Annotated in this window: 7 protein-coding genes; 6 read left to right on the top strand and 1 reads right to left on the bottom strand. The window is 68.9% G+C overall.

Annotated elements, in window-relative coordinates; translation table 11 throughout:
* The first annotated feature begins 194 nt into the window (after positions 1–194).
* The 5 genes from AB0O82_RS38170 (at position 195) to AB0O82_RS38150 (ending at position 5,858) form a co-directional block, all read left to right on the top strand.
* Complete coding sequence (locus AB0O82_RS38170) at positions 195–572, top strand: ankyrin repeat domain-containing protein (RefSeq protein ID WP_363589580.1); 378 nt, start codon at positions 195–197, stop codon at positions 570–572.
* 204 nt (positions 573–776) lie between these two features.
* On the top strand, positions 777–1,550 hold the full coding sequence (locus tag AB0O82_RS38165; protein ID WP_363589578.1) for a TnsA-like heteromeric transposase endonuclease subunit: 774 nt from the start codon (positions 777–779) through the stop codon (positions 1,548–1,550).
* The gene (locus tag AB0O82_RS38160; protein ID WP_363589576.1) at positions 1,550–3,661 is read left to right on the top strand and encodes a Mu transposase C-terminal domain-containing protein; all 2,112 of its coding nucleotides are present in this window, start codon (positions 1,550–1,552) and stop codon (positions 3,659–3,661) included. Before AB0O82_RS38165 ends, AB0O82_RS38160 begins: the two co-directional genes overlap by 1 nt.
* A gap of 2 nt (positions 3,662–3,663) precedes the next feature.
* Complete coding sequence (locus AB0O82_RS38155; RefSeq protein WP_363589582.1) at positions 3,664–4,719, top strand: ATP-binding protein; 1,056 nt, start codon at positions 3,664–3,666, stop codon at positions 4,717–4,719.
* Positions 4,720–5,114: 395 nt separating this feature from the next.
* Positions 5,115–5,858 carry a hypothetical protein gene (locus tag AB0O82_RS38150; RefSeq protein WP_363589574.1) on the top strand — a complete coding sequence of 248 codons (744 nt, stop codon included), beginning with the start codon at positions 5,115–5,117 and terminating at the stop codon, positions 5,856–5,858.
* A gap of 197 nt (positions 5,859–6,055) precedes the next feature.
* Here the strand turns inward: AB0O82_RS38150 and AB0O82_RS38145 are convergent, their stop codons facing one another.
* Positions 6,056–6,742 carry a hypothetical protein gene (locus AB0O82_RS38145; RefSeq protein WP_363589572.1) on the bottom strand — a complete coding sequence of 229 codons (687 nt, stop codon included), beginning with the start codon at positions 6,740–6,742 and terminating at the stop codon, positions 6,056–6,058.
* 1,106 nt (positions 6,743–7,848) lie between these two features.
* Between AB0O82_RS38145 and AB0O82_RS38140 the strand changes: the two genes are divergently transcribed.
* A partial coding sequence (locus AB0O82_RS38140; RefSeq protein WP_363589570.1) for a helix-turn-helix domain-containing protein occupies positions 7,849–8,038 on the top strand: 190 nt, incomplete at its 3' end.

Below are 8,038 nucleotides of genomic sequence, written 5' to 3'. Positions count from 1 at the left end.
CCACCAGGTTCGACAAGACCGCCGTGTCCTACCAAGCCGCCGCCACCCTCGCCTCACTCCTCATGTGGGCCTGACCTTTGACGACACTGCCTAGCGGGATTCGCGATCGGTCTCGGGTGATGTTGTCGCTTCAGCCCAGGGTTGGATGTGTTGGAAACGGGGGCTACCGCTCCGCGGAAGAAGGAGGGCCCGTAGTGGTCGAGGAGACGATGAGCGCGGCGCACGCGGCGGTGGAGACAGGCGATGTCGAGGCCCTGCGTGCGCTGCTGGACGCCGGAGCCGATATCCACCAGGAGTTCGGTGGGATGACACTGCTGCACCATGCGGTGGACTCGGAGATAGACACACACGGCCAGACCGGCGATCCGCTCAGTGTGAGCCTGACCGCATATCTGGTGGCCCGAGGTGCCGACCCGCGCCGCAAGTCGCACGGCGGGACCGGGCTTTCTGTGGAACACGTCGCCTTCGTCAGCGGGCACTGGATGGCTACCGCGATCTTCGAAGCCTGGGAACTGGCAGCTCCAGCGTCCCGAAGTCCGCGCGGCCATGAGGGAACACGATCAGCTTCATAGCCACCCGACTCGCACCTGCAGCCAGGAGTCGATATTTCGGGATGCGGGCGCATCGAGAGGCTACGAGCCCTCTGGCCTGCGTCGACCATATTGTTTGAGACGGGTTGTCACTCTTTCGGGTGGCGTCGCCGGGCTCTGCCCACGGGCCCGGACAACGTGTCCCACGCTCGCATTGAGAGGGGTCACGACAGTGCGGAGGGCTGAGTGGATGGTTCCGCGGAGGCGGTCTCCGCCTGCAACTGCATCGCAGACCTTGAGGTCGGGGATATTGAGGTCGGGTTCGTCGACGCCGATGGTGTCGAGCGCTCCGGTCCGCTGACGCGCTGCTGGGCCGAGCCCTTCGAGTTCGCCTCGCCGGCACGGTCGTTCAACTCGTTCAAGGGACAGAAGAACTTCACCGGTGAGTACTGGGCGGCGATATCGGGATCCCTGGTGGGCTACGAGTCGTGGGTCGAGCGGGACGCGGCGATGGCACTGGACTTCGACCCGGCCGTGGTCGCCCTGGCGTCCCAGCCCTTCCGGCTCCTCTGGTCGGACGGGGAACGCGGGCGCGGGCACACCCCGGACTACTTCGCACGGCTGGCGGACGGCACCGGCGTCGTTGTCGACGTCCGACCCGAGGGCCTGGTGGACGAGGCCACCGCCGAGGTCTTCGCGTTCACCGCGCGGGTCTGCGAGGCGGTGGGCTGGCAGTTCCGGCAGGTCGGCGACCTGGACCAGCCCTACCGGGTGAACCTGCGCTGGCTGTCCCGCTACCGCCACGGTCGCTGCTATCGCGCGCCGGTGGCAGGCCGGCTGCGGGAAGTCTTCGCCGACCCCCTGCCCCTGCTCGCCGGGGCCGAGCAGGTCGGCGACCGGCTGGCCGTGCTGCCGGTGCTCTATCACCTGCTCTGGCAGCATGAACTGACGGCGGATCTTGTGACGGCCCCGCTGGGCATCGACACGCTGGTGCGCTTGGCGTCCCGGGACCGGCCATGATGTCCGCGCGGCCGGGACGGCTGCGGCTCGGTGACCGGGTCAGGTTCCAGGAGCGCACCTATACCGTGGTCGGCCTGACCGGGATGCGGGTCCGGCTGGCCGACACGCACGGCACCGGGATGCTCGTCGACCAGGTCCACCTGCAGTCGGCCGAGGACTTCGCAGTCCTGGGGGCCGGCGACCGCACGGCGCTGGGCTCGGCCGCGCTGCTGGATCGCCTGCCCGGGCCAGTGGCCGCCCGCGCCCTGTGGTGGCAGCGGCATCTGGTCGAACTCCTCACCGGTCTGCCGCCCGACGCCCCGGCGGGGGTCCGGGTCAAGCCCGAGTACGACCCGGTTGGCCGTTCGCTGGCGCAACGCGAGCGGGCGAAGGCGGATGAACTGGTCGCGCTGGGCGAGGAGGTCACGGCGCGGACGGTGAAGCGCAAGCGCCAGCAGTACGAGGCCGGAGGGATCGCGGCGGTGGTGGACCACCGACTCGCCCCGCACGCCTCGCTGGTCGGCCGGGCCGACCGGCGGGTGGTGGCCGCGATCCGTCAGGCGATCGGCGAGAGCATCCCGGCTTCCACCCGCACGATCGAGCACGCGCGCTGGCGGACCGAGCGGATCCTGGAGGCCGAGCACGGCCAAGGCGTGGTGGAGATGCCGTCGCGCCCGACGTTCTACCGGCTCTTCGACAAGCTGTCGCACGGGGTCCACGTCACCGGCTCGGCCCGCACCCGCCGCTCGTTGGCCGACCAGCCCGAGGGGCCGTTCCGCTACGAGTCGGTCGCCGCCCCCGGCGAGCTGATGCAGATCGACTCCACCCCGCTGGACGTGCTGGTGTGGCTGGACCACGGGGTCCCCGGCCGGGTGGAACTCTGCGCCCTCATCGACCTGGCGACGCGCACCGTCGCCGCGGCGGTGGTGCGGCCCACCACCAAGTCGGTGGACGCCTCGCTGCTGCTGGCCCGCGCGCTGGCCCCGGAGCCGATGCGGCCCGGCTGGGTCCAGTCCCTGTCGATGTCCCGCTCGGTGCTGCCGCACCGCCGACTGCTGACCCTGGACGAGCGCCTGGAGCACGCCGCGGCCCGGCCCGTGATCATCCCGGAGACCATCGTCTGTGACCGGGGCAAGGCGTTCATCTCGGACAACTTCCGCGCCGCCTGCCGCACCCTGGAGATCAACTTCCAGCCCTGCCACCCACGCTCCCCGGCGGAGAAACCCCACATCGAACGCACACTCGAATCAGTGGCCACACTGTTCTGCCAGTTCCTCCCCGGCTACCTCGGCCGCACCGCCGAGCACCGCGGCCGAGACGTGGACGACGAGCCGTTGTGGTCGATGCTGGAGATCCAGGAATTCCTCGATGAATGGCTGGTCGCCAAGTGGCAATCGAGGCCCCATGACGGGCTCCGCGACCCGGGCGTCCCGGGCCGGACCTTCACCCCGAACCAAAAGTACGCCGCCCTGGTCGAGAGCGCCGGCTACGTCCCCCTCGCCCTTGGCGGCGACGACTACGTCGAACTGCTGCCCGCGACCTGGCGGGCCGTCAACTCCTACGGCATCAAAATCAACAACCGCATCTACGACTGCCCCGACCTGGCCCCGTTCCGGCGCCAGCCCTCCGGCGTCACACGCAAGCGGAACCTGTGGGAGATCCACCGCGACCCCTACGACGCCGCCTGGATCTGGATGCGCCACCACTGGGAGACTGGCTGGATCCCGGTTCCCTGGAAGCACCTCGGCAGCGTCCCGCAGCCCTTCGGCGACCTGGCCTGGGACCATGCGGCAGCCGACCTGCGAGGCAAGGGCAACCCGACACCCACCGAAGAGCAGACCGCCCAGGCTGTCGCCAAGCTCCTGGTCAGAGCCAACCAGGGACCGGCCGACCAGAGCGATGGACCGGCCTCGCGGCCGTCCAAGCGCGACCGGCGCGTCGCCGCCAGGACCCGAGCCGCCGCCGAGAGCCCCGGACCGCGTCCGCCCAGGCCAGAGCCGCCTGCAGTCGTCGAGGACGAGCCGCATCTCCACGCTGATGAGGCGGTGGACGGCACAGATGACGAGCCGATCGCGAAGGTCATTCCGCTCGGCGTCTTCGACCCCTTCAAGGAGGCGGACAAGCGATGGTGACCATGACCGGACCCACCCCCGGCCAGGACTCGGACCCGGGCCGCCAGCACGGATGGCGAAGTGCCCTGGAACGCGAGGACCTGCACCGCTACCTCACCACGCTGGAGGGCTGGCGGGAGTTCACCACCCAGGACCCGGTTCCGCCCGACCTGCTGCCCGCACCTGCGCTCGCGGACCTGGGCCCGGACGAGCGGCTGGACTACGACGACGACCGCCTCGACTACCACACCCGCCTGACCGTGGCCGCGACCTCCACCTTGCGCACCGTCGTCCATGCGGGCAGGCGGTTGACCCTGCTCAACCGGCACGCGATCAGCGCCCGCCGGGGCCTGATCCTGTCCGGCGCGGTCGGGACCGGAAAGACCACCGCACTCACCCAGTTCGGCAAGACCATCGAGGTCATCGACCGGCGCCAGCACCCGGGCGTCGACCGGATCCCGGTCGTCTACGTCACCGTCCCGCCCGCCGCGACCTCGCGCATGCTCGCTGTCGAGTTCGCCCGCTTCCTGGGCCTGCCCGTCACGACCCGCGCCAACATCACCGATGTCATCGAGACCGTCTGCGGTGTCCTGATCGACGCGAGGGTGAGCGTCGTGTGTGTCGACGAACTCCACAATCTCTCGCTGGCAACCAGGAACGGCGCCGAGGTATCGGACACGCTGAAGTACTTCTCGGAACGGATCCCGGCCACTTTCGTCTACGCGGGAGTGGACCTGGAGGCGAACGGGCTGTTCAACGGCACCCGCGGGCGGCAGATCGCCGGGCGCTTCGCAGTCATCGACACCGTCCCCTTCCCCCGCACCGCGGAATGGACCGGACTGGTCAGCACCTTCGAAGAGGCCCTACGGCTGCACCAACACAAGCCGAAGACCCTTGAAGGACTGGCCGGCTACCTCCACCAGCGCACCGGGGGCATGATCGGCAGCCTGTCCCACCTCATCCGCGGGGCCGCCATCGACGCCATCCTGGACGAAACCGAGAAGATCACCCGGAAGTCGCTGGAACGCGTCAAGCTCGACCGCGCCGCCCAGACCCGCAAGACCAAATCGGCTTCATGACCACCAGTGCTGACGACGGCGACCGGCCTCGCCCACTGCCTGCCCGCCCCCGCCCTCGAAGCGGGGAAAGCACTGACTCCTACGTCCGCCGACTGGCTCGCGCGAACCACCTCAAACCCAGCTACCTGCGTGGATACCTCGCCGGGCCACCCGACTACGGCTACGGAGGTCGCCCCCAAGGTGACCGGCTCGCTGCAGTGACTGGACGTCAGCAAGACGCGCTCGAACGGGCACTGCCAGACCTGGCCCCCAGGAAATCAGCTGAGCCCAGTGAACCAGAGAAGCCCAAAAGGTATGTCACCCTTAGTGCTGACAAGCCCGCTCTCTTCGCCGCGATCCGACGAGATGCTCAGAAGGAACGCCTGTCCGTCAAAGCGTTGTCGAAGCGGCACCACGTGCACAGCCGCACCGTCCGGCAAGCCCTTGCCTCGCCGACACCGCCGCCCCGAAAGCCACGCACGGTCAAGGAGAATCCGGTCCTTGACCGCATCCGGCTCGCCCTCGACGCCATCCTCGATGAATGCGCGGCAACGAACGGCGGCCAACTCCCTCCCACCCGTCTGATCTGGGAAAGACTGCTGGACGAGCATGACGCCGACGTCTCCTATGCCACCGTGCGCCGCTTCCTCGTCGGACATCCGCTCACGAATCCCAACGGCGTTGTCGGCACACCACGGCGCACCACGGGAGATTTCCTCGGCGCCACCCATCAGGCCCTGCAAGCCAACATCATCAGGAACCACCGCGGCCTGCTGGCCGCCATTCGCCAACAGCCCGCGATGCACGGCATCGACGGCTCCTTCGCAACCACCACCGCCTTCGTCCTGGGCTGCGACGCCGGGACCTCCTGGAGCATGCTCGCCGGCTTTCACGAGTGGCTGGTCGTCCGGCTCGGCAGGGGGCAAGACCTCACCTGGCCTGCCCTTGTTCGCCACCTCGCTCCAGCAGGGTGGGTCCATCCGCTCACGCCCCACGCCGACATCGAAGCCGTCGCGACGCTCTTCCAGCTCCTGGGCGAGTTCTTGGACCAGCGAGAGCAACCCGACAGCCTCGCAAGGATCTTCAGGGACTACCAGTCCTGGCTGAACACCCAAAGCTGGTATCACTTCGAAACAGCAGGGACGGACCAGATCAACTGAGACGGCACCGTGCATCCCAGCTTCCGGGACCAGATCACTTGAGATTTTCGGCACCTCGGCGTCTCAATTGATCTGGTCGCCGCAGGTCCCAGCCCTACTCGCAGACCAGATCATTTGAGACGGGACATCGGGACAGCCGAGTTCGCGCATGTGCCGGGCGCGGGTGCGGTCCGCGTGGCTGTCGTCGGGGTCGGTGGTCAGCGGCAGTTCCCGGCGGGTGGGTCGCAGAGTCGGACGTCGGCGACGCCCGGCAGGTCGGCGAGCAGGCGGCGCAGGACGGCGAGACCGGCGTCGGGGGTGCGGGGGTCGAAGACGACGACGAGTCGTACGGCGTCGGCCTCCAGCACGGAGACATGGGTGGCGCCGTGGCCGAGGCCCGAGCCGTCGTAGAGGAGTTCCGGACGAGGACCGGTCCCCAGGAGGGGGCTGTCCTTCTGGACGGTGGCGACGAACGCGTCCGGCTCCTGGAAGTAGGGGGCGATCCAGATCGTGCCGGCCGCCCAGCCGGCGAAGCCGAGGGTGGCCGTGGCGACCAGGGCGCCGAGCAAGAGCGGCAGGCGCCGGGGTTCGGGGCGCGCGCGGCTCGCCGCAGTGAGGAGGACGACGCCCGCCGGCGCCAGGACGAACAGTCCGAACGGGGTGCCGAGGGCCGAGACGGCGAGCAGTCCCCAGCCGAATACCAGACAGGCCGTCCGGAAATTGACGGCATCCCGCGCGAAAAGCGGTGCGGCGGCGGCCAGTGAACCGAGCACCAGCGGACCGTCGATCAACGACCCGCCGACGAGAATCACCCAGACCACGGCCGGTGCGGCACACAGCGCCGCCGCCACCGCCAGGACCCGCCCCGCACGCGGCACGGACCGGTGCACGCTCAAGGTTTCCACGACCCTCCATTGTTGAACACGTTCAAATCTGGTGGGATCACGCTACCAGGCCGCCCCGGCGCCGGAGCCCACCGGACGAACGGATCCCACCCGGCCCGTTTTGGCCGGTCCTCGGCCGCTGCTCCCCGGCCCGTCGCCCGGTGCCGGGCCGCCGCCCTCGTGCCGGGCCTTGTCCGGCTCCGCCCCGGTCCTCGCCCTGCTCTTCGGCTTGGCGCCGTTGCTCGTCGTCATCGCGGGGGTTCCCTCCGGCTGGGCGCGGAGCCGGTGCTGCGCGCGGTCGCCGAAGGGAACTCCGCGAACCTTGGCGGATCCCTTGGTGAACAGCCCCCTTGGCCGCAACGATCACGTAACGGCCTTCACCAACGTTGGTGCCGCGAACGGACGCCAACGTTGGTTGTTCTGTGCCGGGGAACCTGGACCATGTGCCACCAAAGGTGGACCGACGGCGGTTTGTGACAGTGAGGATGGACCACCGCAGTCGAGAGGTCTCCTGGCACGCTGGTGGCATGAAAGGCTTCCAAGATCGAGAGCCGATTGATTCGCTCGTTGCCGCGGACTCTCCCTCATGGAGCGTCAGGGCCGCTGCAGGGCGTCGGCTGGCGGCAGTACCTCAGATCGAGGCCGTCGCCGATGTCCTCCACCGCCTTTTGCTCAACGTTCAAGACACCGCAGTGGCCTCGGAGACAGCCGTGGCCCTGTTGGCACGTGGGGACCTACCCGGTCTACGCGCCGTGCTCGCCGCCCGAGCCAACGCGACCGACCAGGGAACCGCTGACCAGCTCAGCGCGGAGCTCGACGGTGACCCGCGCTGGATGACCGGCAACGGCGTGGCCGAGCTCATCCGGCAACTCCAGGCGCTGACGTCGGACGCAGATTCAGGGGTTCGCGACGAGGCCCATCGGCGACTTTCACTCCTACGACAGGACGACTGACCTGCGGTGGTCCATCTTCACTGTCACGAACGACCACCGGTCCACCTCCGGTGGCACACGGTCCAGGTTGCCTGGTACAGGACATTGGTGGATTCCTTACTGCCCTCGGCGCTTCAAGGTGATTGGCCTGTTTGTGTAGCCGACTGGCAGTCATTTGCGCGCTATGCCGTTGGTATGCGCTATGCGGATGGGGGCGGGCTGACGGCGAAGGCACGTCAGTGCCGAGAGGCGGTACGGCTGGAGGCCGCCGCGTTGTTCGACGAAGGCGCCCCGCCGAGGGAGGTTGCCCGCAGGCTGCGGGTGACCGCGAAATCGGCCTACCAGTGGCACCAGGCCTGGCGGGAGGACGGGGTCGGGGCGCTGG

This window comes from Kitasatospora sp. NPDC088264, assembly GCF_040685715.1.
Taxonomy (GTDB): domain Bacteria; phylum Actinomycetota; class Actinomycetes; order Streptomycetales; family Streptomycetaceae; genus Kitasatospora.
The sequence above is the reverse complement of the archived record's forward strand: the minus strand, read 5'-3'. Positions and strand labels throughout refer to the sequence as shown.